The organism is Bradyrhizobium sp. 76, from assembly GCF_023073025.1.
Classification (GTDB): Bacteria; Pseudomonadota; Alphaproteobacteria; order Rhizobiales; family Xanthobacteraceae; genus Bradyrhizobium.
In genome coordinates this window covers 1-25,736 of sequence record NZ_JADPIS010000137.1, presented here as the reverse complement: position 1 = coordinate 25,736, position 25,736 = coordinate 1, and the positions used below count along the sequence as shown (strand labels likewise).

Genomic DNA, 25,736 nt, shown 5'->3' with positions numbered 1-25,736 from the left:
ACCGATGAACGATTTCGCAGCAGGCCTAGACCCGTACGAAGATCTGCCGGAAGAGCCTGAGGAAGCTTTTCTGAAGCTCGAAGCTCACTTTCGCGGCGTATGCGCTCGGCGGCTCGAAGCAGCGACCCAAGACGATCGGGTCGAAGTGTTCTATCTCGACTACATCGTCCAAGTAGAGGCAGCGATAGAAGCGCTGGGGCTCGCCGGCGAATTCAAGACGGAAGTACCCTCGATCGAAAACGTGAGCTTCAACTCATATCTCGACTTCAACAAGGACGTTACCCACTACATTACGATGCTGCGAATCAGGCGCAGCCAGCGAGCGCAAGGCTATTCTGTCCGGTTTGATGACAGCGCGAAGCGCAAGATCCACCACCACCTCGACCAGGTGCTCGACATATTCGGCAAGCTTGAGGTCGAGGACAGGAAACGCGAGAAGCTGATCTCCCGGCTCAATGAGCTCCAGAGCGAGGTTAACCAGCCGAGAACGCGCTTCGACCGCTTCGCTGCGCTTTCGATGGAAGTCTCCGGCGTTGTTGGAGACGCGGCGGAGCGCTCTAAGATCGTCGAGATTCTGGACGCAGTTGGCCGCGTATTCTGGGGCGCGCAGACCGAGAGACAGAAGCAGTTGCCGCCCCCAAAAGGGCCGAAAACAATCGAGCCGCCGAAGCCCAGGGTCGGACCGCCGAAGTCAGATCTAGACGACGACATCCCCTTCTGACTATTTGCGCGGCGGTACGGCCTTGCCCATTCGTTTGGCCTCGTCCACATGGCCGAAGATCGGCGCGCACACGCCATCGAGCACGTCCAAGGCGATCTTGAGTTCGGCCTCTCTTGGGTTGTAGCCTCGGTGTATTGCGGCATCGCCCACGTCCAGCGTCGCCCGCATCGCATCTTGCTGAATTGCCGAGATAAGTCCTGCTTTTTGAAACCGCTCGAGCTTCTGATTGAATGTGCCTATATCCCCTATTTTCAAGATCATGATCTGCTCTAATGCGGCACGGATGCCCATCGCAGCTAGGCGATACTGCTTCGCGTCGACCGCCCGGTAGACCTCAAAAATCAATTCTCCGATTTTCTCTTGGTCAGCGTCTATGCCCATGCGCATGTACCGGAGCCATATCGGCTCCTGCCGCGAGACCGGCGATGGATAGTACTGGCTGGTGGTTGAACCGTCTGACAAGAAACGGGTTTGAACTCCCATGGATATCGTTTGGCAGCCTCCGCAGGCAATCATGACGTATGCGTAATTGAAATGTTCGTCCGACTGCGTCGTTTGAAATAGCACAACATGCGTCGTCTCCCTCACGCACGTTGAGCAAGGCGCTTTTATTTTCCGGAGCGTTTTTGCCATAGCCCTTTATACCCTCCAGTAGCAGGATGCACTTGAATTCCTGTCTCTGCTGTGGAGCGTAGCCAGTTCGTCTTTCATTGAGACTCGGAGCCTACGCTTGGAGGTTGAGCTAACAAAGACTGGAAAGTGGATTTAAGCGGAAAAAAGTCGCGAAAAACTGACATATCAACATGCACATCTCGGTCGGCACGACCTAGCCACCGTCTCGTATCCCCATGAAGTCGCCCGTTCTAGGTGTTTAGTCCCGGCATTTGCTGGAGCGGATTGAGATTGAATCGTTGTGGCCGGGAAGTCCAGCATTTGCAGATGTATTCGTAAGGCGTGAGGCCCTTCAGGGTTTTCAGCCGCCGAGCGTAGTTGTAGGCGGTGATGAAGTTGGCAAGGTGTGCCTTGAGCTGATCGTGTCGGTCGTAATGATAGCGTTGGACGGTCGCTTCCTTGATCGTCCGGTTCATGCGCTCGACCTGGCCATTGGTCCAGGGATGCTTGATCTTGGTCAGCCGATGTTCGATGCCATTTTCCCTGCAGCGCATATCGAACATATGGATCGCGTATCTTGCCGTCGGGCGTGTCCGCGTAGCGCGGGGGGAAGGTGAACTGGATCCCATTGTCGGTGAGAACCGTGTGGATTTTGTAGGGGACCGCGGCGATCAGAGCTTTGAGGAAGGCCGAGGCGGAGGTCCTTTCCGCCTTCTTGACCAGTTGCACGAAGGCGAACTTACTGGTGCGATCGATGGCGACGTAGAGGTAGAGCTTGCCTTCAGCGGTCTGGAGCTCAGCAATGTCGATTTGGAAATAGCCGATCGGATAAGCCTTGAACTGTTTCTTCGAAGGCTTGCTGCCTTCGACCTCCGGCAATCGGCTAATCCCATGACGCTGGAGGTAGCGATGCAGAGATGACCTCGTCAGATGCGGGATGGTTGGCTGCAGCGCAAAGAGGCAATCGTCCAGTGGCAGCAGCGTATGCCGCCGGAAGGCGACGATGATCGCCTCATCCTTGATGCAAAGGACAGTCGACTTGGCTTCTTTGAGGCCTGTCGAGCGATCGGCGACGGTCTCGCGCTGCTTCCACTTCGCGACAGTCTTCTGGTTGATACCGTAGCGCTTGGCGAGCGCTCTCAAGCTCTCGTGACTATTTTGTGTTGCTCGACGGACTGTCTCCGTCGTGGTGGCGCAGCCGTGTAAAACTTAACCCATAGCGCATCCTTGATCATGCGATAGGAATGCACCATCAAAGCTTGGGACCAAACACCTAGTCGCGCACCAGCTCGAAGGCGTCGCGTCGTTCGATCAGGGACTGCCCTTCTGCCGTCAGTCGCTTCGGCAAAGCAGGCGTTACCTCGCTGCCGTCCTGTTGTCGTTGCGAGCGCTGTCCGACAAATTTGGGCGATCCAGCCGCACGATGGGCAGGCTGGCGAGAGGCAGCCTGAGTGTGCCACTTCAGCTACAAACTCCGATACCGCAAAGCTTGGTTCGGCGATCAATCGGGAATGGCAGATGAGTGATGGTGCACGATCTTCCACACGCCGTCCTCGCGACGTAATACGAAGGTGAACCGAGCCGGTGTCGACACCTCATGACCATTCCGCAACTGTGAAAAGACATAATTTCCCACCACCAAAACAACGTTGTACGCCAACGTGACGGAATGCCATACGTCCATTTTTACGGTAGCGATGCCATGAAAGTAAGTGCCTATCTCTTTAGCGCCGATGCAGAGCTTAGCACTCGATGTACCCTGAAACAGCGCATCATCGGCGTATAGCACAACCAGACGTTCCGGCGCGTGCACATTGAAAGTTTGCGCCCAGAGCTCCAGGAATTCGCTGACGTCCGGCACCAAGGAGTTGTTGTTCACTACAGATTCCGTTTCGTTCGAAGACTCTGATAAGCTGGAATGCCACTTCCGGTACGCCGTGTATCACCGCTAACACCGGCTACTCGCATTCAAAGCGTTTCTTCGATAACCGGGAGCAAATCAACGAGCCGAATGCTGTAGTCGAGCTCAAGCAAGTCAGCTCCTGGTCTCACCGATGAAGAATTGGAGCGTTGGCGGCGATCATTGTTCGGCCCGTAGTGCCTGGGTTTCGTTTCTTGGGGCAGATGTAGCGAAATTGTCCTGAACCATTTTAGCAGGCGACAATACGGACGTTGTTGGTTGCACCTATTTGCCCAAACGGCACGCCGGATACGACGATCATCAAATCACCTGCCTCAAGATAACCTTCGTTGCGCGCCACCGCTGCGGCTATCTGCGTCATCTCCTCGTCGCTGGCGGGATCGTCTGAAACGATGCTGTGCACCCCCCACAGCAGGCACATGCGCCGCGCGACTTTCTCATCTGGAGTGAGAGCAAGAACCGGCACCGGGGGCCGCTTACGCGCGATTCGCGCCGCCGTCGTGCCGCTTGCGGTGAAACCGATGATCGCCTTCGCATTGAGGGTCACCGCAAGGTCTGCACCAGCGGCGGCGACTGCATGCGGTGGGGACATCTCTTCGTCGGCTTGCGAGGCTTGGACCAGCGACCGATAGAGATGATGCCGTTCAGTACTTCTGATTACTTTGTCCATCATGACAACTGCCTCGATTGGATAGGCGCCGCTTGCCGACTCAGCCGACAGCATGACCGCGTCAGCTCCATCGTAGATGGCGGTAGCGACGTCTGAGGCTTCCGCGCGCGTCGCTGTCGGTGCAGCCACCATCGACTCCAACATCTGTGTTGCGACGATCACGGGCTTTCCGGTCAGCCGACAGGCGCGGATGAGTTCCTTCTGTCGGCCCGGCACCTCCTCGGGCGGGATTTCGACACCGAGATCACCGCGTGCGACCATAATGCCGTCTGACAGGAGAATGATATCGTCGATACGATCGAGCGCCATAGGCGTCTCGATCTTCGCTATCAGACCGGCACGCTCGCCGATCAGCCCGCGCGCCTCTAGGAGGTCGGAAGGCTTCTGGACGAACGACAGGGCGACCCAGTCGACCCCGAGTGCGAGGCCGAAGGCGAGGTCGCCGCGGTCCTTCTTCGTCAGAGGAGATATAGCAAGCAGCGAACCTGGCAGGTTTACCCCTTTGCGATCGCGGATCGCTCCACCGACGAGAACTGTCGCGATGATCTGCCCATCGCCCGGACTCTCAACGCGCAGGCGCACTCGGCCGTCGTCGACGAGAAGAGTCTGGCCCGGACGTGCGGCCGCGAATATTTCCGGATGAGGTAGTGGGATCGATTGCGTTCCGCCCGTAGCTCCGTCGAGCACAAATCGAACCTTCTCGCCGGCGCGTAGATCGAGCTTGCCGCCTTCGACGGCGCCGATGCGGATCTTCGGTCCTTGCAGATCCTGCAGGACGCCTATTGGCGTGCCGAAGTCCCGTTCGAGATTGCGGATCGAGTCATAGACCCGTGCGTGATCGTCCGGGCTCCCGTGACTGAAATTGAGTCGGAACGTATCTGCGCCTGAGAGATAGAGAGCACGCAATCGCTCTGGTGCAGCTGTCGCCGGACCAACGGTCGCAACGATTTTGGCGAGGCGCGAACGACGCATGTTGATTCCAGACGTAAGAGGATGAAACGCGTGTGAATAAAATGCGAAGGTCGGTCTTCGATGATGGCGTTCAGACTCTCGCGTGATGGGCTCGCATCCCGCCGCCACAATGCACCTCCGCCGAAGGCGAAATTGATCACCCCGGCTCAACGCGGTCCGGGAGGCATCCAGCAGAGATTCGAACAGGAGAACGCCGCCAGAATGAAGACATGGTCCTTGCTTCCCAAAGCAGCAAAATCGACGGCACAAGATGACTGAATTGACCTCGTGTCGCGATACAGATGCCGTGAGTCGCGATTTCACGTTGCGGATGCAGGCGCCTTCTGCACGCGATGAGCGGATGCCAGAATGTTCGAAACTGCCCGGTAAGCGAAGACTATGCCGGGGCCGATGGTGATGCCTGCTCCCGGATAAATTCCACGCATTGGTGAGGTCATATCATTGCCGCAGGCATAAAGACCCGGGATTGGCTCGCGTTCTGCGTCCAGAACCTTGCCGTAGCTATCGGTCGCCAAGCCAGCGGCTGTGCCGAGCGTTGCCGGAACGATCGGCAGCGCGATGAAGGGGCCACTCTGGATGGGCCCAAGATTTGGATTTTTCGTTCCTACCGAGGGATCGCCAAGCGTGCGGTTGAACGCCGATTCACCGCGTTTGAAGAGCGGATCGACGCCAGTGGCGGCGTGCGCATTATGCTCCTCGACCGTCCTTTGGAGCTCGCCGGGATTCAACCCAATTTGCATGGCTAGCTCCGGTATCGTTCGGCCCAGTGTGACGTAGCCGAGCCGCGCGTACTTCCGGATACTCAGCGTCCATGGCCAAGGCAGCAGATGTCCCATGCCCCGCAGCCGAACGAACTCGTGATCGCAAACGAAGTAGAACCGCTTGTCTGCGGGATATCCGTTTCCAAACATCGCGAGGCAGATATCGTGGTATGAATTGGATTCGTTGACGAAACGTTGCCCATTCGGGGCAACCGCGATGACGCCGGGTCGTCCGCGGTCGAGCCATCCGTAGGGGACAATTTGGGAGCCTGTCCCACTCCTGAGCATCGAGACTGGAGTCCAGAACCCTGCAGAAGCGACGTCCTTGTCGATTGCAGCTCCGAGCTTCGAGGCAAGGTTAATGCCATCGCCTGTAACATCGGCATGAGCCAGCGTGTCGTCATGCTGGTGTGGGCCGCTCAGCTCGGCTCTCAGCTGCGCGTTGCGGGCGAAGCCGCCGGTCGCGAGAATGACAGCGTGGGATGCGCGCACGCGGATCTCAGAATTGCCGCGTTTGACGATTGCCCCTGTGACGCGCCCGTCTTCCATGACGAGCTCAACGAGAGGAGACGCCGGCCATATTTCTACGCCTAACTTCCGCAAACTCACGAGCAGGCGCGCAATCAGGGCATTGCCTCCGCTGAACTCGGTGCCGCGCCTGTAGCTCAAGCGATCCCGCGCGTAGCGAGTCACGCGACGCAAGACATGCTTGAGGGAAGCAAACGATTGGAACGGATTCAGGAAGCTTCGGACTTCGCTGGAAGAAATCATCATCCCCCCGAGCACAACGCGAATGGGGTCGCCGATCAGATCGAAGTCGGGGCCGAGCAGCCGCGCATCGTAGGGTGCAGGGCTGAGTGCCCGGCCTTTGTCGACTCCGCCGACCTGGCTTGAGTGATAATCGGGCGCCGAGGCCAGCGTGAACTTGACGTCTGTCCCGTTCTCGAGAGCGGCAAGCGCAGGCGGCCCGTCCTCAAGGTAGGCTTCGATGAAGTCATGCCGATAGTAATTGCCAAGCTCATGCTCAAGATATGTCCTGGCCTTTGGAAGCGAGTCATCGATTTTGGCGGAGCGCGCCTGAAGCGAACAGGGAACCCAGATCATGCCATTCGACAGCGACGTGGTCCCGCCGAGACGCGAAGACTTTTCGCAAACCGTCACGCGAAGGCCATTCTTTGCGGCGTAGAGTGCCGCCGAAAGTCCGGCTGCTCCGCTACCGACCACGAGCACCTCTGTTTCGAACGTTTGAGTAGCACCTATTGCTGGCAATGCCGCTGTCCTTTTTTCGCCTGATTGGTTGATCGGCTTGTCCATCTCCGCCTCGCTGCGGTGTTTCCTTTTGGATGAACGTCAGTGATGTCGCGGAAGGGGAACGGCTTTGAACTCCTCTGCCGCCGCTTTGACCGAGCGTTCAATCGGTATTCTTTCGATTGAGGAGGCCCCGACAAAGCCGACACACTCGGTCGACCGATAGACCTCGAACGTGTGCTGGGGCTCCGCGACCGCCCCACCATGACAGAGCAGGATGACGTCCGAGCGGACCGCTTGCGCGGCCGCGTTGATCTCGTTGATGCGCCGGATCGCCTCCTGGATGGACTGGCCCTCCTCATGGCCCACGAGCCCGCCGCGCGTCGCGCCGACATGTGGGACGATGCAGTCGGCTCCGCTGCTTGCCATGGCTTTGGCATCTTCGGGGCTCGCAACGTAGGCAAGCGAGAAGATGTTCTTCTTGCGGGCAGTCGCAATCATCTCGAGCTCGCGCTCGAAGCCAAGTCCAACGCGACCGCGGCGGTCACGCCATTTCTCTCCCATCGTGGAGATGGTCGGATAGTTGATGACACCGGAGAATCCTGCGGCTAGGAAACTGTCGAGAAGACTGTCGAGATCGAGCCGCAGGGGATCCCAGGCCTCGACGCCGCCTATGACGGGTACGGAAGACACGACGTTGCGGATTTCTGCCGCAAGCTCCAGCGTACGCGCGTTGGAGTCACCGATACGACTGGTGGGGAGCCCCATGAGCCGCGAGAGCCCAGTAGAGTAGACCACCAGCATATCCGCGCCTCCGAGTGCGGCGCATTTTGCGACGAGGCCGCAGCTGCTCGCCGCGGCAAGGACCGCTTTTCGCTCCGCGACCTGACCTGCAATCCTCGAGAGAATTTCGGTTCGCTCAAACATCCGCACGGGACGAGCCTCCTTGACCTAGTTGTTTGAGGAGCCACGTCACGGCGGCCTCGGCAAATTCGGGGTCGTTGATGTGACAGTCCAGCTCGCAAACAACGATCTCTGGCCGGAGATTGTCCTTAACTGCCTGGAGCCATGCCCCATCGGCATCGGCATCGCGAAAGACGCCACCCTCTCGGTCGTAATCGGACACGCCTTTGGCTGGCCAAAGCACGGCTGCCGGCCCGCGTGCTTGCGAGAGCCGCTCGGCCGTAACCCGGCCGATTTCTGCGCTCTCCGCAGGCGTGGTTCGCATCAGTGTCGTGTACGGTGTATGTGAATAGAATTGGCGGCCGCGAAAATGATCGGGAACGCTGGCCGGTGGACCAAAATTGACCATGTCGATCGCGCCGGGCGCGATGACTTGTGGGATTGAGCGGCGCGAGGCCGCCTTGAGCCGATCGGGCCCGGCGCTGGCCGTGCCTCCCATGAGTTCGTCGGCCAATTCCGTTGTCGTCAGATCGAGCACGGCATCGAATTCGCCGGCAGCAATCAGCTGCTCCATTTTGCGACCGCCAGCACCGTTGGCAGGAAAAACGATCGCGTCTGCGCCGGCCTCTGCAAGACGTGCCACGCATTGAGTTGCCGCGGGCGTCGTCACACCGAAGGCCGTGATCGCAACAATCTTTCTTTCGCACCCATGCTTCGCCGGCACATAGCGCATGGCCGCAATGGCTCGGCCTGCATTCTCCAGCACCCTTGCCGTGAACGCGTTAATGCCGAAGAAATCGACCAAGGTCGGATAGAGCATGATGTCGTTGTGGATCGCGAGTTCGGCCAGGAGCGCTGGTCTTGCACTGGTCACCAGCAGCTTGGGGAAGCCGTAAGGCAAATCAGACACGACCTCGCCGAAAACAGCGCTTCCCTTGCCTCCTGCAATGGCCACAATCGCGCTGATTGCGCCCGAGGCGAGCAGGCCAGCCACCTTTATGCGGGTAGCTGCGGCAATCTCTTTCAGGAGCTCGGCGGGCGAGGCTGAGCGCGCGCGGCTCGCGTCAGTTGCGTGGGCGGCCTTCACCTCATTATTCGAGGTCCCGATATCGATCAGGATGGTCTTTCGGCCGCATGTTTGGATGATGTCCGAGAGGAAGGATGCTTCGGGGCCTTTGGTGTCCAGCGTAGCCACGATTGCAACCGCGCCTGAGGCGCCGGCCGAAATCCCAGATCGATTACCATCCCGGACCGACCCCTGGTCGCCCGTGCAATGGTGAGACACGATCTTCCTCCCGGATCATTCTTAATAGCATGTGGTCTAAACCGAGCCGACGCTGGCTATAACATCGGCGAGGAGTGTGATTGGGTAAGATTGGGTAGATGCCCTGAAACGGCGGCTTATAGGAAGACTGCCGGCCTCCCCTCAGCTTTGCTCAAAAGCGCGTCCTTCTGGAACTTGATGTGGCGTGTCTGTGGGCTCGACCAAGCAATCCTGGCGCCCCTGCAAGCGCAACCCATGCCCCGGAGCCGGAGTGCATTCGGCAAAGGCCGCCGCGCCCTACGAATTGGACGTGAGGACCTCCGTCCTCAGCAACAAACCGCCGGGCCCGTGGTGGCCTATTCGTGCTGCACGCCGGCGCAATGCCCGCCCCCCTGCGAAGGTCACACGTTTGCGGGACGTCATCGACTGCGCCGAGACACTCTGTGGCTGTGCGATTGAGCGGGCCTAGCAGGGGCACTGCGGTCACGACGCACAAAATTCACCTTCGCGTCTTCATTTCCGGGAGAAGCGCGGCGTCTTCGGTGTCATTAGGCGAGAGCTGCGCCGCCGCTTCCCCATCGAGCCCATGATCGGACACACAAAAGCCGAAGGTGACCTCGGCCACGTACCTCAAGTGCAGCGCCGACGATGCCGCAAATGTCATCCTCTCAGCCGTTGGCCACAACATGCCGCCGCATCCTCGCTGACTCAGACAACGCTCGAGCGGCCTGTTCGCCGGACTGCTATGGCGAACCCTCGCCTGCTCCGCCAAGCTCACTTAGCGAGTGAGTTAACTATCTCGGACTGGCGCTAAAAACTAAGGTGCGAGGTACCGCAGAAGTTCCGGATTGCCGCGGACATCGCCTGCCGCGCCGTGCAGCGCGATGCGGCCGCGATCGAGTACGTACGCGTGGCTCGCCACGCGCAAAGCGAGATCCAGGTGCTGCTCGACGATGATCACCGCGATCTCCTTGGTGAGCGCAGTCAGGCGTTCAGTGATCTCCTCGATCACGCCGATCCAAACTCCCTCGGTCGGCTCATCCAGCAGCAGCAGCTTTGGGCTTCCCAGTAGCGCACGCCCGATCGCTAGCATCTTACGCTCGCCGCCCGAAAGAGTGCCGGCTGCCTGATCCAAGCGGTGGCCGAGCTTGGGAAAGATCGTCAGGACCCGATCAATCGCCGAAGCGTCGGTGTTGGAGAGCGATCCCACTGCGAGATTATCACGTACCGAGAGGCGTGCGAACACCGAGTGCTCTTGCGGCACATAGCCGATACCGGCGCGCACACGCTGCTCGGTCCGGAGGCGATTGAAATCGTGGCCATCAAAGAAAACCTCGCCTCTCCAGCTTGGTAGCTCGCCGACGATGGCCTTCATCAGCGTGGTCTTGCCTGCACCATTCCGGCCAAGCACGGCGACACCGCCGCGCCTAGGAATGCCGAGGGTAATGTCAAACAGCACCTGGCTGCGGCCATAACCCGCGTCGAGATGCCTTATGTCGAGGAACTGTTGTTTAAGCACGGCGTAAGTAGATCTCCTGGACACGTTTGTTGGCCTGGATCTCCGCGACGCTTCCTGTCGCAAGCACCTTGCCTTGGTCGAGGACGGTGAGGCGGTCGCAGATATCGCGGATGAAATCGAGATCGTGCTCTACGATAACGAGAGAGCAATGCTCTTTGATTGGTCGCAAGAGTTCGCCGGTGACGCGGCGCTCCTCCAGACTCATGCCTCCGGTGGGCTCGTCCAAAAGCAGGAGCCGGGGCTTGCCCGCGAGCGCCATCGCAATCTCCAGCCATTGTTGCTGACCATGAGAAAGCGCAGCTGCGGCATCAAACGCGCGATCGGCAAGACGAAACTGGGTGAGCATCATCATGACTTGGTCGTGCAACTGTCTGCGGCTGCGCGAGAACACAAGATCAAGAAGCGAGCAGTGCCCCTGCAGCGCGAGCAAGATATTGTCGTAGAGGGTGAGGGTTGGCAGCACCGATGTGATTTGGAACTTCAGGCTCATGCCAGCCCGAGCGCGCTCGGTGGGCGTGAATGCGGTGATGTCAGTGTTGATGAAGCTGACCTTGCCTTTCGTCGGCACTTCCGCCCCGGCAATGCACTTCATCAGCGTGCTTTTGCCCGAACCGTTCGGCCCGATCAAACCGTGGAACTCGTTCTCGCCGACCGTGAGAGCCGCGCCATCGAGTGCCGTAAGCTTGCCAAAGATCTTTCCAATGCCTGCGGCTTCAAGAAGCGGCATGATGCTGCGCCCTCTTCTTGCTTTGCCCTTTCGCGGCGAAGCCACCCACGCGCTCGCGCTCCGTCAACACTATGCTGATAAGCCCGAGCGGCCGGAAAAGGATCACGAGTAGCAGGAGCAGGCCCAGAATGATCGGCCAGATGTCGCGGTAATTGTCCGACAGCCAGAAAGAGAGGCCTTCGACGATGGCCGTACCGATCACCGCGCCTATCAGCGTGCCGGAGCCGCCGAACAGCACGTAGAGCACGACCTGCGTGGAGACCACAACGCCGATCATGTTGGGCCACACAAAACCCTCGTGGAAGGCATAGAGGCTGCCGGCCAGGCCTGCGATGGCGCCGCTGATCGCGAACACTATGGCCTTCAGATGCTGTGTCTTATAGCCGAAGAAAGCGATGCGCTGCTCGTTCTCGCGGAGGCCAGCGAGCGCGAGACCGAACTGCGAGCGCACCAGGAAGCGGCATGCTAAGTAGACAATGACGAGAAGCCCCAGTGCGAGATAGTAAAAGATCGGCCCTTCCGAGAGTTCGTAGGAGCCGAGCGTCATCGGCGGAATCGAGGGAATGCCGTTCTGGCCGCCAAGATAGTACCAGCCTCGCGCGAGACGATCGGCGGCATAGGCGCCGGTGAGCGTACCGAGCGAAACGAAGATCACGCTGGCTGGATGCCGGCCGAGTAGGAGGAAACCACCGAGCAGCAGCGCGAAGACGAGGCCGATTAGTGTGCCCGCCGGCAGCACTAAAAGGATTGAGGTGATGTCGAGATCGCGTGCAAGCAGCGCGACGCCATAGCCTGCCGAGCCGAAGAAGAGGGCCTGCCCGAAACTCATGATCCCGGCATACCCCCACACCAGATCGAACGAGAGAGCGAAGAGCGCCAGGATCACGACGCGAGTCGCAAACACCGTAAGATAGTCGTGCAGCATCACCGGGAGGACTAGTGCTCCAATCAGCACTAGCCCTTCGATGATGAGCAGGACCCGTCGCGCAGGGCCAACTTGCCCTGCAAAGGCGGTTTCCGCCATTTCAGCCGTCGCACAATTCACTTCTAATGTGGGCACCGATGGCCTCTCTACCACGCTCATCGCATCCACCGCGATTCGTCAGCATTCCCTGGGATCAACAAGCCCATTGCTACGTTCCACGATTTCAAACTTCCCGCTTTTGCACACCGCCGTGTACATGTTCATCTTACAGTGCCGCTTGCCCGGCACCATCTCGGCGGGTCCGCCCGGACCTTCCGCGATCTTGGCGTGATCGAGCGTCGCAGCCACCGACTCGCGATCGACCTTCCCGGCTTCCTTGACCGCGGCCTCCCAAAGTTTCAGACCGCGATAGGTGCTGGGCGCGGCACTGCTCGCGGCAAACAGGGAATCGCCAGGATAGTCCTTTTCATAGGCCGCCTGAATTCTGGCGGAGACGGGATCATCTTTGGCGACTGCTTTGTAATAGTCGAGGCAACTCGCAAGCCCTTCCATCTCATTGACCGGATGCAGGCTAAGATAATTCTCATCCTCATTCACGGCAGCAAGCCGTCCGCCGTTCTTGAGATAGCCCGCTTCATAGAGCTGCTTGAATAAGGGGCCGACACCGGGTGGAATGACAGTGTTGAAGACAGTGTCGACCTTGTTAGAGATAATCCCGTGGACAGTAGCGGAGAAATCGACCTGGTCGAGAGGATAATACTCCTCGAACACGACCTCGCCGCCATTTGCTTCAATCAACTTACGGGCGTATGCATTCAGATTACGCGGCCAGATATAGTTAGAACCTGGAAGGGCAAACCTCTTGCCGCCGTTTTTGATCAGCCAAGGGATAAATGTGTCGCATTGCTGCGCCGGTGTGGCGCCGGTGCAGAACAGGTATGGTGTGCATTCCTGACCTTCATAGAATTGTGGATAAATATAGAGCGTCTTGCCCCGTGATACGATTACATCCTTGATCGCGTTGCGCATCGAGCTCGCGAGGCCGCCGAGGACCATGTCCACCTTGTCGCGCTGGATCAGCTTGCGCACATTGCCCACCGCCACCGATTCATTAGAGGCGGTATCTTCGATATAAAGCTCGAGCGGCCGGCCCAAAAGTCCGCCGGAATTGTTGATTTCCTTGATCACCATTCTGGCGACGTTGGCATCCGCCTTTCCGGCAAAGCCGATTGGGCCGGTGAGATCGATCGCGATGCCGACCTTGATGGGGCCTTCGGCCGCATTGGCCCAGTCGGGGCGGATCACCCAACTGCTGGCTCCTGTGGCGATCGCACCAGCCGTGAAAGCGAAGTTCGAAAGGAAACGACGACGTGTGAGTTGGACGCGATCAGCAATCATATGACTACACTCCCCTTTGCGCGATGAGGCCTTGCGGGCGGAACTTGATGAAACAGATGGCAAGCACGAAGACGAGCACGTCGGCGACTACCGGTGCCACTGCCCAAGGTAGCGCCGCGGTAAGAGCGCCGATTACGCCAGCCCCTGCCACCGGTCCGATGAAGGAGCCGACGCCACCGACCATGACGGCAACAAATCCCTGGATCAGAAAACGAATTCCGAGATCGGCAAATAGATCGAAAACCGGCACGATAAGCGCACCGGCGAGCCCCGCTAACGCTGCGCCGAAAGAAAAGGTGGCGCCATAGATGAACGTCGTCGAAACGCCAGAGGCGCGCGCCAGCGCTGGATTTTCTAGCGTCGCCCGAACGCGCAGGCCGAAGCTCGTGCGCGACAGGAGCAGATAGCAGGCCCCCATCACCAAACCCGTGATCACGAGTATCGCGAAGCGCCAGGCCGAGATGTGCATCGTGGCGATAGCGATAGATCCGCCAATCGGCTCCGGAACCGTCAGATAGAAGCCGCCAATCAGGCCCCGCACCGTTTCTCGGATGATAAGACCGAGGGCATAGGTGCCGAGCATCGCCACGATCGGTGCCGCATAGAAGCGGCGGATAATGAGTGCTTCGAGTACAAAACCCAGCAATCCGACGAGGATCGGTGCGGCCGCCATACCGACCCAAACGGGGAGACCATGGCTATAGGCGAGATACGTAATATAGGCACCGAGCAACACGAACTCGCCTTGGGCAAAATTGAAGATGCCCATCATGCTCGCTATGACTCCGAGGCCCAGTACGATCAGGACCATGATCGCGCCGAAGCTCAGAATGTCGAATGCCGCCATGAATGCGTTAGTCATATGTTGCGATCCACCCGGACGCCATCGCAGCCCGTCTCACATCTTCTTCCAGTCGCCCATCTGTTCGAAAGCATGGGCGGCGCGGTAGACGGTGGATTCCTCGAAGTAACGACCGACCAGCATCAGGCCCACTGGTAGGCCGTCGACCATTCCGCAGGGCAGTGACATGGCTGGATGATGCGTAATGTCGAATGGCGCGGTATTGGTGAACATCTCGATCGCGCGCGTGAAATAGTCTTCGCGACTGGCGCCGGCAGGCGGCAGCGGCGTTGCCTTCATCGGCGTCGTCGGCATGAGTAGAAGGTCATAGGTCTCCAGAGCCTTGTCGTATGTTGCAGCGAGGCGGCGGGAAATATTGACGGCCTTGCCGTAAAACCTGGAACCAAAAGTGTTGTTGATGTACGTGCCGAGCAACAGGAACAGCTTGTTCGTCTCGGACAACGAGTCTGCCTGCCGCCGCCACCCGCGATGGAAATCCATCAGGGAGGTCGGGTACAGATCGCCTCGGCTGAGACCATAGCCGTCGCCGAACATCATGGTCTGGACGGCGCCCTCGGTTCCGATCGGGGTCCAGATCGCCGCCCCGAGGAGATGCATCGAAATGGAGACGGTCTCAACAGTCGCACCGAGATCTTTAAAGCGCTTGGCTGCCTCGCGTACGCTTTCATTGACCGCAGCCTCCGCGGACGGCTGCTCGAAACCTTCCTTAAGGATGCCGATCTTCATCCCTTTGATGCCTGCACCCAAGGCCTTGGTGTATTCGTCAATTTTTGGTGCCTTGATGCGCGAATCGTAGCCGTCGTCACCGGCGATCACCTCGAGCAGCAGCGCGTTATCGGCCACTGTTGCCGTGATCGGTCCGGTGTGATCAATAAAGACCTCGATCGGCATGATGCCCGTGTAGGGAACGAGACCCCAGGTCGGCTTCATACCGTATGTGCCGCAGAACGAGGATGGCATGCGGATCGAGCCGCCTTGGTCGCCCCCGATCGCCATGTCGACCTCGCCGAGCGCGACCACAACCCCGCTTCCCGAGGAAGAACCGCCGGCCGAATAGCCCATCCTGTGTGGATTATGCACCGGACCGGTCGCATTGGTGTGGCTGCCACCCGAGAGACAGAAAGCCTCGCAGTGAACCTTGCCGGCAATCTCGGCACCAGCATCGAGCATGCGCGTAACAATGGTGGCGTCGAAGTCGGGTACGTAGCCTTCGAGGGTGGCCGAGCCATTCATCATGGGCACCCCGGCCAGCATGATGTTGTCCTTCAGGGCCACCGTCTTGCCCTTGAGCTTGCCGCTCGCCGCGCCCTTCACCGTCGACTTGCGGTACCAGGCGTTGCGCGGGTTCTCCTCCGGTGACGGCCGATAGCCCGGAGTGCGTGGATATTTGACCACCGGCAATTCGTCGGGCATTGCAGCGACGAGATTGTACGCTTCGAGCGAGCCCTGCATCAGGCCTAGGAACGAGGCAACGTCCTCATCGGTCAGTGAGAGACCACACTGTTCGGCGATGCTACGAAGCTGGGTTGGCGTGGGAAGGGCGACTGACATGAGGCTCTCCTAAGAAATTTCATCCCGGCATTTGGACGTGCCGCCCATCGATTATTCTACGATGGCCACTTACTCGCCACATACTGCGGAGCAAGTGCATTCGCCCAAAGTGGGCGCGCAACGTGATCTGGGTAATATTGGGTAAAACGGCTTCGGGTGCTGAATGCATTTGGGTGCGGAGCCCCTGCCGAGCCGCCAAACCTTGCCACTTCCTGTCGCGGTTAACGCGAGCAGCTCGTTTTTGACGAAGCGGCGCGGCGACACAAGCAAACCAGCGTCGTCAGCTTAGAGTTGCAATGTGGCAGCGATCTGACAGAGCAACGCAATGCATTAGCGGCTTAGTTTCCGCAGGGAAACATCCAGCTACTTCACCTTGGAGATGTGCTCCAAACATTTAATGGCCAGACGTTGAAAGCTGCAACGTATCGATTCAATTCCCTTCGGCGCGCCGCCAAGTACGGGGGGCCGTGCCAGTGCTGCGCTTAAATTCGCGACTGAAGTGATAGACGTCGCAGAAACCGCAGCGTTCGGCGATAGCATCGAGCCCCGCGTCAGTTTCCAAAAGTAACTTTTGCGCCATCAAAATACGCTCTCGGATCAGCCAGCGCCGCGGACTGATCTGTAGATACCTTTGGAATAGCCGCCGCGTTTGTGCGGCACTGAGACCGGTGACGGAGGCCAGTTCCTCGGCATGCCAGGATCGCGCTGGAGCCTGCCGCATCTTTGAGACGATGGCGCGCAATGGGGCTGGAAGACGAGACTCACCGTGCGGAGGTGAAGGCGCTGCTATGAGGTGCAGCAGTTCTGCCACAAGGTGATTGAGGGCCATATCGACGTTATCATCTCGAGCGCGCAAAACACCAAACAGCTCTTCGAACCACCGGTCGATGTTGTTCGGCGCCAATATTGTTGCGAGGGTTGCACCACCGCCGAACACCTTTCGCCGAATGGCTGCACAGTTTGGTCCGTCGATCCGTACCCATAGAACGGTCCAGGGATCGCTCTCGTCGGGCCAGTGCGCATGCGGTGTCTCGTTGGCGATCCACATCAATTGATTGCGCCCAACGCTCAATGTCCTTCCCTCGCTCGATACGAAGCCATGACCCGCTGTGCAGTAGAGAATGTCCTGGCCCGGATAGCTATCTCGCGCGATGTGATGGTCAGGGGCAGTGATGACTTTACCAGCCCTCAGCACCGTAAAGGCGCAGCGAGTCCAGGCGACATCAGGAAGGACATACTGATGGCTCTCAGGGAAAAATGTGCGCTGCAGTATTTTTACCATGCGCGTTTTATATAAGTCAGAGCGTGCTTTGTCCATTTCTACGCACGAGCTGCACATCTATGCTCGCTCACAACGACTAATAAGCAAACTCGCCGATGGGCCATCCTGGATGCACGTTTTGTCTCCTTGGGCGGCTGCTGCGAGTATTTAGGGAGGAGCTGGTGTCAATACTCAGCGCCCGCGAACAGCGCCGTCACGCTGAGCGCCGCACTTCCCTTATGCCGATATCGTGGAGGCAATCCACACAAGCGCGAGCCTTAAGCACCTTCAAGGGAGGAATCGATGGGTAAACCGAAAATCACCGTCGTAGGCAGCTTCGCGGTGGGACTTACCATTAGGGCTCCGAACATTCCCGTCTTCGGCGTCACAATGCTCGGCAGCAGTTTCGATATGGGGCCTGGCGGAAAGGGCTCAAACCAGGCGGTTGCGACCGCGCGGCTGGGGGCGGACTCCTCGCTGGTGGCCATCATCGGCAAAGACAAGTTCGCCGATATCGCAACCGATCTGTTCAAAGCCGAGGGCGTTGGTACAGCGCATGTCAAGCAAATCGCTGAGAGTCCGACGGCGGTGGGCTTCATCATTCTCAACGAGCGCGGTGACAACTTCATCATCATGGACTATGGCGCAACCAACGCTATGGACCCGGCTTATGTAGATCGCGCCGAGAGCCGCATCCGGGAGAGCGACGTCGTCATGGCGGTGCTCGAACCCCCGGTCGAGGTAGCAATGCGAGCCATGGAGCTGGGCCGAAAACACGGCAAGAAAACTGTCCTTAATCCAGCTCCCGCCGCGCCGCTTCCTGATGAGATTTTCCCGCTAGTCGATTACCTTACGCCGAACGAGAGCGAACTTCGTATTCTGCTCGGTCTACGGCCGGACGATCCGCGCCCTTCGCGCGAGCTAGTGGAGATGCTGCGCAAGCGCGGCGCCGCCAATGTCATCGTAACCCTTGGCGACCGCGGCGTGCTCATTGTGACCGACACGATCGATACAGCCATCCCAGCCGCCGAGGTCGACGTCGTGGACACGACTGGCGCTGGCGACGCGTTTAATTCCGGCTTCGCCGTGGCTCTGGCCGAAGGACGGGATGTGATCGAAGCGGCGCGGTTCGGGGTTTGCTGCGGCGCCCTGGTCTGCACCAAGCTCGGGGTCATTCCTGGCATGGCAACACGTAGAGCAGTCGACGAGATGTATCGTACAAGTTTCGCGTCGGCTTGAAAGGATTCAGAATGAGCCTGAACCACATGCTTCCAGATGCCGACTTGGCCTGCTCCGTCGTCAAGAGAGGCATGAGCGAGGTGAGGATCGGCTGTGAGCCACCATATCCAAACCCGCCGCACTTCGTTTGGCATGGTCTCGCTGTCGCTGCAGGGCATCCGCATATCGAACCATGTGCATAGTGATGGCCGGCGGCTTGACGACTTTGTACATGGACACTCGACCGAAGGACGACACGCAGTTGATAGGTGGCGAGGCGACCCTCCGAAATTCCTTGACAGGCGCCGGTTCGACGCGCCGGACCTTTGGCAATAACTTTGAGAGCTAGTGAGCAAGATGCCGCGGATTTACGATTGGGCCGCGCGCGAAGCTGAGCGCACGGTGACCGTAGCCGATCTGTGCGCGGCCCGAGACTCGGGCAAGCGCTACACTCAAGTCACCGCTGAGACGGCGGACGAGGCAGCAGCTGCGGAGGAAGCTGGTGTCCAGATGCTGGTTGCCCGCGCCCGCAACGTGGAGGCCGTGCGCAAGGGTTCGAAACGGCTTTTCGTCACTGCGGCGCTGGGCTTTGCCGATGCCGTAACCCGGGACGATATCCTACGCACCGCATTGAAGGCGCTGACCGACGGCGCCGATGCGGTCATCACGGCACGCGGCATGGCGACCGTCTCTATGCTCGCGGCCGAAGATATCCCGGTCGTGGGTCACCTGGGACTCGTTCCAAGGAAATCGACCTGGGTCGGAAAGCTTCGCGCTTTCGGCAAGAATGCCGACGAGGCCTTGACGCTTTTTCATCGCTTCCGCCGCCTCGAAGAGGCAGGCGCTTTTGCAGTCGAATGCGAGGTTATCCCCGCCAGAGTCATGGCAGAGATCCGTCGGCGAACCGGACTGGTGACGGTTTCGCTTGGCTCCGGACCTGATGCGGACGTTATCTTTCTCTTCACCGAGGACATATGTGGTGGCGAAGGCCGGCGGCCCCGGCACGCCCGGACCTATGGAAACCTGCAAGCGTTGCAAGAGCGTGTCAAGGAAGAGCGTGTGAAAGCCCTCAGTGCATTTCGCGCTGACGTCAGTGCGAATGCGTTTCCGGGGCCGCAGGAAACCTCGATTATCGACGACGGCGAATTCGCCGCGTTTATGTCAAGGCTGAAGCAAGAGGGCTTTTGAGTTCTGATCTGAGTCTCGTGCGGGCGATGACCGCGATGATGTCTCGGCGCCTGAGAATCTGGCCGCATAGGGGAGCTTCTCTCTTCAAAACGTTGATGGAGTAGCAAATATGGATGACATCTTATACGGGGCGCGCGACAAACGCGGGAATTGGACACCGAACAAGAGGCCCGAACGCGCGCCGATTTTTGTCTGGCCAGTGCAACCGAAGAAAGTTATTCGTTGGTTGCCGGGGTACTTCTTGCCCTGGAATACCCTCTATTTCGTGATCTCGCTTGTATCGTGGATCTATCTGACACCCGCGCTTGATACAATGCGGGAATTCCGCGCTGACTGGATTTTGCTCATTCTGCTGCGCAACGCTGGGCTAACGCTCCTAGTCTATGGCAGCTTTCACTTCATCCTCTATATCCAACGGCGCCAGGAAACCAACTTCAAGTATAATGCAAAGTGGCTCGACACCGACAATACGGCCTTTATGTTCGGAAGCCAGACGGCTGAGAACGTGTTTTGGACCATGTGTAGCGCGGTGCCAGTATGGACCGCATACGAGGCGGCCACCTGGTGGCTCTACGCTAACAGCTATCTGCCGTACGTCGATTTCGGACAGCACCCGGTGTACTGCGCCATCATCGTGTTGGTGATGCCGGTCTGGCGCGAGTTGCACTTCTATCTGATTCACCGGCTCATTCATATCGGGCCGCTGTACCACATCGTACACAAAGTACACCACAAGAACGTAAACCCGGGGCCGTGGTCGGGCTTGTCAATGTCTCCCCTTGAACACATCGCCTATTTTTCCGGCGTGCTGATCCATTTCGTCGTGCCCTCCCACCCGGTGCATGCAATGTTTCAGCTCATGCACGCAGGGTTGTCCGCCGCGAAGTCTCACACCGGTTTCGACCGGGTGGTCGTAGACGATGCGAAGGCCGTCAACACAGACAACTTCTATCACTACCTCCACCACAAGTATTTCGAAGTGAACTACGGTGAGCGTCGCATCCCGCTCGACGAGTGGTTCGGCACAGCTCACGACGGTTCTCCGGAAGCGGACGAGAGGATGTACAAACGCATAAAGGCCAAGAAGTGGGCGCGCGGCAGTTAGCTCTGATGTTGCGGAATGTCCGTCCGGCTCTCTTCTTACTAGCACTGCGCAGGCGCGGGAGCCTCCCGTCCGCCCGCCAAGGACATTTGCGCGGGTCGCGGATTTGCCAAGGCATCGGTGCAATTGTTGCGATTTAGATTCAGAGGGATACGGAATGACTAGCCAAGGAGAATGGGTTGCCGCCTGTGCTACCAATGCATTGATGCCCGAAGAGACCCTTCGCTTCGATCATGGTAGCTGCACGTTTGTAGTTGTTTGCTCTCCCGAGGGAGACTACTTCGCGATCGATGGCCATTGCTCCCACGAGAAAGTCCATCTAGCGGATGGCATCGTCGACGGCGGAATCATTGAGTGTCCCAAGCACTTCGGGACCTTCGATTACCGAACGGGCGAGTCGCGTGCTTTGCCCGCATGCGTCGACTTGCGCAGTTACGAGGTGAAGGTCGAGAACGACACCGTCTTCATCAAGCTCTAATTGGAGCCAAAGGGCGGAATGCAGGACAATGTCGAAGCAGAGCTTGCTTATACTACAGTCCCTTTGGGCGATGGAACGGCGCCAGCCCGACGGGGTCGAACGTTCCATCGATCAGAACATAGCGATGATCCAAGAAGCCGGGTTCGACGGCATTAGCACCTCGTGCACTGATCCTGCGCGCGTCGCCCTGATTGCACGTGCCCTAGCCGGCTCGGGACTTGCAGTCGAGGGTATGTGCTTCCCGCAGACGATCGATCACCTGAAAGCTGCCATTGACCTTGCTCGGCGCCTCGATGTCGTGCATCTCGACGTCCAGCCTGACATTCGCCCGCGCCGTGTCGCCGACTGTGTCCCGCTGCTGGAAGGCTGGATCAGGGTGGCGCAAGATGCGAACATGCCGATCTACTTCGAGACGCATCGCAATAGGATGACGACAGATCTCCTGTTTGCACTCGAGTTGATGGATCAGTTTCCCGAGATGCGCATGCTTGCTGATCTCTCGCACGTCCTATTGGGCCGCGAGTTTTGGTATCCGATCTCGGACGAAGACGAAGCGCAGGTGCGGCAGGTGCTCGACCGCACCTGGGCATTTCATGGCCGCGTTGCATCGCGCGTGCAGATACAAATTGAGATCACGTTCCCTCAGCACAAAATCTGGTTGGATCTGTTTCTCTGTTGGTGGAAGTATGGATTCAAGAGCTGGCAAAGGCGCGCTGGTGCGGATGCTCGTCTCGCTTTCGTCTGCGAACTTGGTCCGCAGCCTTATGCAATTACCGACCGACAAGGCAACGACAGCACAGACCGCTGGAAGGAAGCTCTCTTACTCAAATCCCTCGTGCGCAACGTGTTCGAGAGTGTGGCAAACGATGCGCCGCCTTCAACTGGCGATCGGGTGGCCACTTGAGTGCAAAATCCACAATAGTGATTGTCGGCGCGGGCGAAGCCGGCACAGCCGCCGCCATCGCCCTGCGCGAACGTGGATGGCGGGGCAGACTGGTCTTAGTAGGCAACGAATCTATACTGCCGTATGAGCGCCCGCCTCTATCCAAGGCGCTCCTGCTCGACAAAATGAACCCTGGACCCAAGCTGATTGTGACGTCACAACGCCTTGCCGAGTTGGAAATAGAGTATCTTCAGGGAAGCGAAGCGGTCTCAATTGATCGCGTGACCAACATGGTTACGCTCTCAAACGGCTCAGCGATAGCGTATCACCGTCTCCTACTGGCCACGGGAGGCCGACCTCGGAAACTGATCGTTCCGATCGCCGAAGGAGCCGAGGTGGCGACACTACGGACGTACGAGGACGCCACGCGCATCCGCCATGTCATTGGTCAAGGATGCGACGTGATCGTGATCGGAGGCGGCTTCATCGGGCTTGAGGTTGCCGCGAGCGCCGTCTCGAGAGGTGCTTCGGTGACCGTACTCGAGGCAGGACCGCGGCTACTTACGCGGGCAGTGCCAGCTTCTATGGCCGAGTTGATCAAAGCCAAGCACGAACGTTCTGGCGTGCGCATCGAGATAGGCGCGGTCGTCGAACGCATCGATAGGAGCGAAGGCCGTTCCAAAGTGGTAATGGCCGACGGTCGCTCGCGTGACGCCGATCTCGTGATCGTTGGGGTCGGAGCGACGCCGAATGTCGGCCTTGCGCAAGCGGCGGGACTAGCAATCGAGGACGGTATCGCTCTGGACGAGACGCTCGCGACTTCAGATCCGCACGTTTTCGCGGCGGGTGACTGTTGTTCGTTTCCTCACCGCCTCTATGAAAGGCGAATCAGGCTGGAGGCCTGGCGCAACGCCCAGCGGCAAGGTGCGGCGGCGGCGGCGAACATGCTGGGCGAGAACCGTCCTTACGAGGACGTTCCTTGGTTTTGGTCGGATCAATACGACGAGACACTGCAAATCGTGGGCCTCGTTCCGGAAGGAGGAATCCCCATAATCAGAGACTTTGGTGCGAGGGCTCAGATCTTGTTTTACCTCGCAGCAGATGGGCGCCTGGTGGCCGCATGCGGGTTCGGGAGCCTAGGTGTCGTAGCGAGAGAAATTCGTGCCGCCGAAATCATGATCGGGAGGCGGCTTAGACCTACAGCAGACGCGCTCGCAAGGCCCGAGATGAACATGAAGAAACTAATGGGTTAGAATAGAATTCGGTATCCAAGACCGCCTCAGCGCCGATCCTGATTACAGCCGGAGAACTGGCGCTAATCCGATGCTGATGCTGCTCGCCGCTCGGGCGCGCTACGCGGCTGGCCTATGTGGTCCTCAATGACGCTGGAGCTATACGAGTGCGGGGCTAGAACGGCTGGATGCTGATGGCTGTGCTCCCTGCGCCGATCAGCTTGCGCTCGACGTCGCGCCAGGATCCATCCGCGGCCGACTTCGGGGGCGCCGCGGCCACCATCGACTGGTCGTAGATACGAGGAACGAAAACCTGCCCATTGTGCCCGCCGAGGCTAAGATTGCGACTATAGATCACAAACGTCCTTAATCTGCGGATGACGCTCGATCCAGAGCAGGCCATTTCTCCGTGTTGCAATCGGTCTGAATGAGAAGGGCCCCGTCCAAAGGCGGGGCCTTTCGTGCTGTGTATCGTTCACGCTGGGGTAGGCAGAGGTAGGAGACGAAGCCGCGCCGTGCCTAATCCCTGACGTACACGCCGCCTCGTTTCTTCGCGATCAGATAAACTATGATGCTAAGCAACGCGACGGCTGTGCCATAGAATGGAAACACCCAGGACAGATTAGAGCGTTGGAGCCATAGCAGCAGGAATGGTGTGGTACCGCCGAATATCGTTGCGCCAATAGCGTACCCGAGGGCGACGCCGGTGGTCCGAATATTTCTGGGCATCAACGTTGTGGCAATAAAGTTATATAGCGCCATATTGCAGCCGACCAGAGTTCCGCCCACCAACATAACGATGGAGAAGGTCAGAATGCTCTTCTCGGCATAGAGCAGGGATAGAAAGAACGACGGGATTAGCAGCAGGCGCATCATCACGAACGCCCGCGACGGTTTCACCTTATCCGCAAAGGCACCGATTGTCGGCGAGAACACCATCCAAATCGCGCCCATGACCGTCACGATGCCATACACATAAGTGCTGTTTTCCTTGAATACGCCGTTGGCAATGTTAGGCAAACCGAAATTGTACGTGTAATTAGCGATCTGCACGCCGCCAACAACCAGAATCGCGGCGAAAAGGGACAGCCTTGCCTTCCAAAGCGCTTTCCACACACCGCCAGTCGTTTTTTGGATGCGCGAGTCCTCGTCGACCCGATGCATAGCGCGAGCGATTAGGGTTTCTGGAAGGGTCTGCCGAAGATAGATGATGAGCAAGCCTAGAATACCTCCGACTCCAAACGGAACGCGCCAAGCCCAATCGCGCATGACTTCAGGGGACACGGCGCCGCTGACCAGGAAAGCAACCAAGCTGGCTCCGATCGAGCCCACCATGATGAATGTGCCATTGATCAGTCCGAGGTATCGTCCCTCCTGACCTGACGGTGCCAATTCGATCGCGATCGCATTGGCAACGCCCGCTTCGGCGCCTACGGCGAGGCCTTGCACCAGTCGGAGGGAAACCAGCACGATGGTGGCAGTGATGCCGAGATCCTTGTAGCCTGGCAGCACTGCGATCATCAGCGACGATAGCGCCATAGCGGAAACAGCGATCAGCATCACGGCTTTGTGGCTGATGCGATCTGCGATGGGGCCGAGCAGCGCCGCCCCTAAAGGCCGTGCGGCAAACCCTGCTCCGAATACTGCCAGTCCCGCGAGCAGCGAGACAACAGGGTCAGTGGCTGGAAAGAAGTGCGGCGACAGGAATGCCGCCATGAAGCCATAGAGCTGCCAGTCGTAGAATTCGAGGGCGACGCCTCCGCCGAGGCCCAGAGTCATTGACCTCGTCGCGACGGACTTTTCAATCTCAACGACGTCGCCTACCGGGTGTGCTGTCAATTGCATGGTTTGCTTCCGCTCTTTTAATCAATTCGTCATGGATGATGGGCGCAGGAGTGCGAGGCGAGAGCTCATCGCCGTTCGTCGGCTTCAGTGGCGCTGATGCGGAATACAAGCGAGCACCTCCGCGCTGTGCGCGGCGAACTCAGGCGAGAAGACAGAGGTGCGCGGAGATGACGTCCCCGAGCCGTTTCGTTTTGATATTGCAAGCAGCCTGCATATGCGAGCGTCTGGCTCATTTCACCGTTCCCTCCTGTTGCACCCGCGCTTTGCGCGTCGCGTTCGTCTTTCTATGGCGATGACGCCGTGAGTTGGCGGCATCATCCGCGGGCGAAAAGAGCGTCTCGCTCACGGTCGCTATTTTTCAACGCCGGTCGTACTTAGAGCTGGTCCCGGTTGTCTGAACAGAATCTCCGCCTCGATAAGTGGAGCGTCTGCCGGGGTTAGGCCGCCAAGCGGAATGGCGGCTGGTTGAAGTAGG

At 58.7% G+C, this 25,736-nt stretch carries 22 protein-coding genes and 2 pseudogenes; 8 read left to right on the top strand and 16 right to left on the bottom strand.

The features are described from left to right. Positions 1–4 precede the first annotated feature (4 nt). Entirely contained in the window at positions 5–721 is a 717-nt protein-coding gene (locus tag IVB48_RS34865) for a hypothetical protein (RefSeq protein ID WP_247407402.1), read from the top strand. Here IVB48_RS34865 and IVB48_RS34860 read toward each other — a convergent pair whose 3' ends face one another. The 7 genes and pseudogenes from IVB48_RS34860 to IVB48_RS34830 all read right to left on the bottom strand — a co-directional run bounded on the left by IVB48_RS34860 (position 722) and on the right by IVB48_RS34830 (position 9,003). Continuing rightward, complete coding sequence (locus IVB48_RS34860; RefSeq protein WP_247407399.1) at positions 722–1,204, bottom strand: DUF4145 domain-containing protein; 483 nt, start codon at positions 1,202–1,204, stop codon at positions 722–724. A 380-nt stretch (positions 1,205–1,584) separates the two neighbouring features. After that, positions 1,585–2,551, bottom strand: a pseudogene (locus tag IVB48_RS34855) (IS481 family transposase). A gap of 283 nt (positions 2,552–2,834) precedes the next feature. Then, the gene (locus tag IVB48_RS34850; protein ID WP_247407396.1) at positions 2,835–3,212 is read right to left on the bottom strand and encodes a nuclear transport factor 2 family protein; all 378 of its coding nucleotides are present in this window, start codon (positions 3,210–3,212) and stop codon (positions 2,835–2,837) included. Positions 3,213–3,483: 271 nt separating this feature from the next. Beyond that, positions 3,484–4,896, bottom strand: coding sequence for a pyruvate kinase (gene pyk, locus IVB48_RS34845; protein ID WP_247407393.1), 1,413 nt, complete (start codon positions 4,894–4,896; stop codon positions 3,484–3,486). Positions 4,897–5,195: 299 nt separating this feature from the next. Continuing rightward, a complete protein-coding gene (locus IVB48_RS34840) occupies positions 5,196–6,971 on the bottom strand; it encodes an FAD-dependent oxidoreductase (protein WP_247407390.1) in 1,776 nt (591 codons plus the stop codon). A 36-nt stretch (positions 6,972–7,007) separates the two neighbouring features. Continuing rightward, complete coding sequence (locus IVB48_RS34835) at positions 7,008–7,832, bottom strand: phosphoenolpyruvate hydrolase family protein (RefSeq protein ID WP_247407387.1); 825 nt, start codon at positions 7,830–7,832, stop codon at positions 7,008–7,010. Then, positions 7,825–9,003, bottom strand: a complete 1,179-nt coding sequence (locus tag IVB48_RS34830) for a Tm-1-like ATP-binding domain-containing protein (RefSeq protein ID WP_247407384.1) — start codon at positions 9,001–9,003, stop codon at positions 7,825–7,827. The genes IVB48_RS34835 and IVB48_RS34830 overlap by 8 nt, the downstream gene beginning before the upstream one ends. Positions 9,004–9,355: 352 nt before the next feature. Between IVB48_RS34830 and IVB48_RS34825 the strand changes: the two are divergent. Next, positions 9,356–9,758 (top strand): annotated as a pseudogene (locus IVB48_RS34825) (IS5/IS1182 family transposase); the annotation flags it as partial. 131 nt (positions 9,759–9,889) lie between these two features. Here the strand turns inward: IVB48_RS34825 and IVB48_RS34820 are convergent. The 7 genes from IVB48_RS34820 to IVB48_RS34790 all read right to left on the bottom strand — a co-directional run bounded on the left by IVB48_RS34820 (position 9,890) and on the right by IVB48_RS34790 (position 17,372). Continuing rightward, a complete protein-coding gene (locus IVB48_RS34820; RefSeq protein ID WP_018457728.1) occupies positions 9,890–10,591 on the bottom strand; it encodes an ABC transporter ATP-binding protein in 702 nt (233 codons plus the stop codon). Next, a complete protein-coding gene (locus IVB48_RS34815) occupies positions 10,584–11,318 on the bottom strand; it encodes an ABC transporter ATP-binding protein (RefSeq protein WP_018457729.1) in 735 nt (244 codons plus the stop codon). Before IVB48_RS34815 ends, IVB48_RS34820 begins: the two co-directional genes overlap by 8 nt. Then, the gene (locus IVB48_RS34810; RefSeq protein ID WP_247407442.1) at positions 11,305–12,342 is read right to left on the bottom strand and encodes a branched-chain amino acid ABC transporter permease; all 1,038 of its coding nucleotides are present in this window, start codon (positions 12,340–12,342) and stop codon (positions 11,305–11,307) included. The genes IVB48_RS34815 and IVB48_RS34810 overlap by 14 nt, the downstream gene beginning before the upstream one ends. Before the next feature lie 78 nt (positions 12,343–12,420). Then, on the bottom strand, positions 12,421–13,641 hold the full coding sequence (locus IVB48_RS34805; RefSeq protein WP_247337861.1) for a substrate-binding protein: 1,221 nt from the start codon (positions 13,639–13,641) through the stop codon (positions 12,421–12,423). A gap of 4 nt (positions 13,642–13,645) precedes the next feature. Further along, positions 13,646–14,503 (bottom strand): branched-chain amino acid ABC transporter permease, encoded by an 858-nt coding sequence (locus IVB48_RS34800; protein ID WP_247407382.1) that lies wholly within the window; start codon positions 14,501–14,503, stop codon positions 13,646–13,648. A gap of 36 nt (positions 14,504–14,539) precedes the next feature. Next, complete coding sequence (locus IVB48_RS34795; RefSeq protein ID WP_247407379.1) at positions 14,540–16,054, bottom strand: amidase; 1,515 nt, start codon at positions 16,052–16,054, stop codon at positions 14,540–14,542. A 430-nt stretch (positions 16,055–16,484) separates the two neighbouring features. After that, the gene (locus tag IVB48_RS34790; RefSeq protein ID WP_247298918.1) at positions 16,485–17,372 is read right to left on the bottom strand and encodes an AraC family transcriptional regulator; all 888 of its coding nucleotides are present in this window, start codon (positions 17,370–17,372) and stop codon (positions 16,485–16,487) included. Positions 17,373–17,618: 246 nt separating this feature from the next. On the opposite strand from IVB48_RS34790, the gene IVB48_RS34785 reads away from it, so the two are divergent. From IVB48_RS34785 to IVB48_RS34760, 6 genes are all read left to right on the top strand, one after another. Continuing rightward, positions 17,619–18,554, top strand: a complete 936-nt coding sequence (locus IVB48_RS34785; protein ID WP_247407374.1) for a ribokinase — start codon at positions 17,619–17,621, stop codon at positions 18,552–18,554. A 336-nt stretch (positions 18,555–18,890) separates the two neighbouring features. Further along, on the top strand, positions 18,891–19,721 hold the full coding sequence (locus IVB48_RS34780; protein ID WP_247407439.1) for a 3-methyl-2-oxobutanoate hydroxymethyltransferase: 831 nt from the start codon (positions 18,891–18,893) through the stop codon (positions 19,719–19,721). A gap of 109 nt (positions 19,722–19,830) precedes the next feature. Continuing rightward, on the top strand, positions 19,831–20,826 hold the full coding sequence (locus IVB48_RS34775) for a sterol desaturase family protein (RefSeq protein ID WP_247407371.1): 996 nt from the start codon (positions 19,831–19,833) through the stop codon (positions 20,824–20,826). A gap of 154 nt (positions 20,827–20,980) precedes the next feature. Next, the gene (locus tag IVB48_RS34770; protein WP_018457738.1) at positions 20,981–21,301 is read left to right on the top strand and encodes a Rieske 2Fe-2S domain-containing protein; all 321 of its coding nucleotides are present in this window, start codon (positions 20,981–20,983) and stop codon (positions 21,299–21,301) included. 28 nt (positions 21,302–21,329) lie between these two features. Continuing rightward, on the top strand, positions 21,330–22,205 hold the full coding sequence (locus tag IVB48_RS34765) for a sugar phosphate isomerase/epimerase (RefSeq protein ID WP_247407368.1): 876 nt from the start codon (positions 21,330–21,332) through the stop codon (positions 22,203–22,205). After that, positions 22,202–23,437, top strand: coding sequence for an FAD-dependent oxidoreductase (locus IVB48_RS34760; RefSeq protein WP_247407365.1), 1,236 nt, complete (start codon positions 22,202–22,204; stop codon positions 23,435–23,437). The genes IVB48_RS34765 and IVB48_RS34760 overlap by 4 nt, the downstream gene beginning before the upstream one ends. 154 nt (positions 23,438–23,591) lie before the next feature. On the opposite strand, the gene IVB48_RS34755 is transcribed toward IVB48_RS34760, so the two are convergent. Together IVB48_RS34755 and IVB48_RS34750 are read right to left on the bottom strand one after the other, a co-directional pair. Then, positions 23,592–23,774, bottom strand: a complete 183-nt coding sequence (locus IVB48_RS34755; protein ID WP_247407362.1) for a hypothetical protein — start codon at positions 23,772–23,774, stop codon at positions 23,592–23,594. 161 nt (positions 23,775–23,935) lie between these two features. Beyond that, positions 23,936–25,261: an MFS transporter gene (locus IVB48_RS34750; protein ID WP_247407359.1), complete on the bottom strand. Its 1,326-nt coding sequence runs from the start codon at positions 25,259–25,261 to the stop codon at positions 23,936–23,938. Positions 25,262–25,736 lie beyond the last annotated feature (475 nt).

Bases quoted from the DNA above. Each gene is read 5' to 3' on its own strand.
- IVB48_RS34865 (WP_247407402.1), top strand. From the start codon at position 5: ATGAACGATTTCGCAGCAGGCCTAGACCCGTACGAAGATCTGCCGGAA.
- IVB48_RS34860 (WP_247407399.1), bottom strand. From the start codon at position 1,204: ATGGGAGTTCAAACCCGTTTCTTGTCAGACGGTTCAACCACCAGCCAG.
- pyk (WP_247407393.1), bottom strand. From the start codon at position 4,896: ATGCGTCGTTCGCGCCTCGCCAAAATCGTTGCGACCGTTGGTCCGGCG.
- IVB48_RS34840 (WP_247407390.1), bottom strand. From the start codon at position 6,971: ATGGACAAGCCGATCAACCAATCAGGCGAAAAAAGGACAGCGGCATTG.
- IVB48_RS34835 (WP_247407387.1), bottom strand. From the start codon at position 7,832: ATGTTTGAGCGAACCGAAATTCTCTCGAGGATTGCAGGTCAGGTCGCG.
- IVB48_RS34815 (WP_018457729.1), bottom strand. From the start codon at position 11,318: ATGCCGCTTCTTGAAGCCGCAGGCATTGGAAAGATCTTTGGCAAGCTT.
- IVB48_RS34810 (WP_247407442.1), bottom strand. From the start codon at position 12,342: ATGGCGGAAACCGCCTTTGCAGGGCAAGTTGGCCCTGCGCGACGGGTC.
- IVB48_RS34805 (WP_247337861.1), bottom strand. From the start codon at position 13,641: ATGATTGCTGATCGCGTCCAACTCACACGTCGTCGTTTCCTTTCGAAC.
- IVB48_RS34800 (WP_247407382.1), bottom strand. From the start codon at position 14,503: ATGACTAACGCATTCATGGCGGCATTCGACATTCTGAGCTTCGGCGCG.
- IVB48_RS34795 (WP_247407379.1), bottom strand. From the start codon at position 16,054: ATGTCAGTCGCCCTTCCCACGCCAACCCAGCTTCGTAGCATCGCCGAA.
- IVB48_RS34790 (WP_247298918.1), bottom strand. From the start codon at position 17,372: ATGGACAAAGCACGCTCTGACTTATATAAAACGCGCATGGTAAAAATA.
- IVB48_RS34785 (WP_247407374.1), top strand. From the start codon at position 17,619: ATGGGTAAACCGAAAATCACCGTCGTAGGCAGCTTCGCGGTGGGACTT.
- IVB48_RS34780 (WP_247407439.1), top strand. From the start codon at position 18,891: ATGCCGCGGATTTACGATTGGGCCGCGCGCGAAGCTGAGCGCACGGTG.
- IVB48_RS34775 (WP_247407371.1), top strand. From the start codon at position 19,831: ATGGATGACATCTTATACGGGGCGCGCGACAAACGCGGGAATTGGACA.
- IVB48_RS34770 (WP_018457738.1), top strand. From the start codon at position 20,981: ATGACTAGCCAAGGAGAATGGGTTGCCGCCTGTGCTACCAATGCATTG.
- IVB48_RS34765 (WP_247407368.1), top strand. From the start codon at position 21,330: ATGTCGAAGCAGAGCTTGCTTATACTACAGTCCCTTTGGGCGATGGAA.
- IVB48_RS34750 (WP_247407359.1), bottom strand. From the start codon at position 25,261: ATGCAATTGACAGCACACCCGGTAGGCGACGTCGTTGAGATTGAAAAG.